We start from the raw sequence: 695 nt of genomic DNA, 5'->3' as shown, positions 1-695 counted from the left end.
TCCTTCTGATGCGCTTTGTTCGGCTTGCCGCGCCAGATCTGCTTGGACGACTTGCCTGCCTTGATGGCGGCCTTTTCTTCCTGCGTATTGCGCTGCTTGGGCGCGGGAACCAGGCTTGCATCGACGATCTGCCCACCCATGGCCAGATACCCGGCCTCGCGCAGCTGCTGCTCGAACGCCTGCATCAGCGCCTCGAGCGTGCCGCTCTCTGTGAGCCGGTTACGGTAGTGACGGATCGTGTTCTCATCGGGCATCGAGCCGCCCAGATCAAAGCCGAAGAAGCGCATCCAACTCAAGCGGTCGCGGATCATGAACTCCATGCGCGCATCTGACAGATTATGCTGCGCCTGGACCACCAGCACCTTGAACATCGCGACCGGATCAAACGCTGGCCGACCGCCCCTGGCTCCGCCCTTATAGCCAAGGCCGCGGGTCAAAAGCGGCCGGAAGCGTTCGAACTCCACCGTGGTCGCGAGAACCTCGAGCGGATCACCGTCCTTGCTCAATCGGTCCAGGTGCTCCGCCAACGAAAACAGGCTGCGTGGCTGCATCGAAACTCTCCATCCAGTGCATCGAGTGAATCACAGAAGAGGCATCAAAGCGAGGGGTTATTGCGGGTGTCCAGCTTTAAGAGTAGTAGGGTCCGGACTCATTAGAGCCACCAGGTGACGATGGCTGCGATAGCGATTGTGGCT

1 protein-coding gene is annotated in these 695 nt (G+C 60.1%); it reads right to left on the bottom strand.

What is annotated here, in order from left to right; all coding sequences use genetic code 11:
- A partial coding sequence (locus G7A66_RS14350; RefSeq protein ID WP_408609270.1) for a transposase occupies positions 1-551 on the bottom strand: 551 nt, incomplete at its 3' end.
- Positions 552-695 lie beyond the last annotated feature (144 nt).

Source organism: Alteripontixanthobacter muriae (assembly GCF_013336795.1).
Taxonomy (GTDB): Bacteria; Pseudomonadota; Alphaproteobacteria; order Sphingomonadales; family Sphingomonadaceae; genus Pseudopontixanthobacter; species Pseudopontixanthobacter muriae.
Note: the sequence above shows the minus strand (reverse complement) of the source record. Positions and strands in the feature narration are given on the sequence as shown.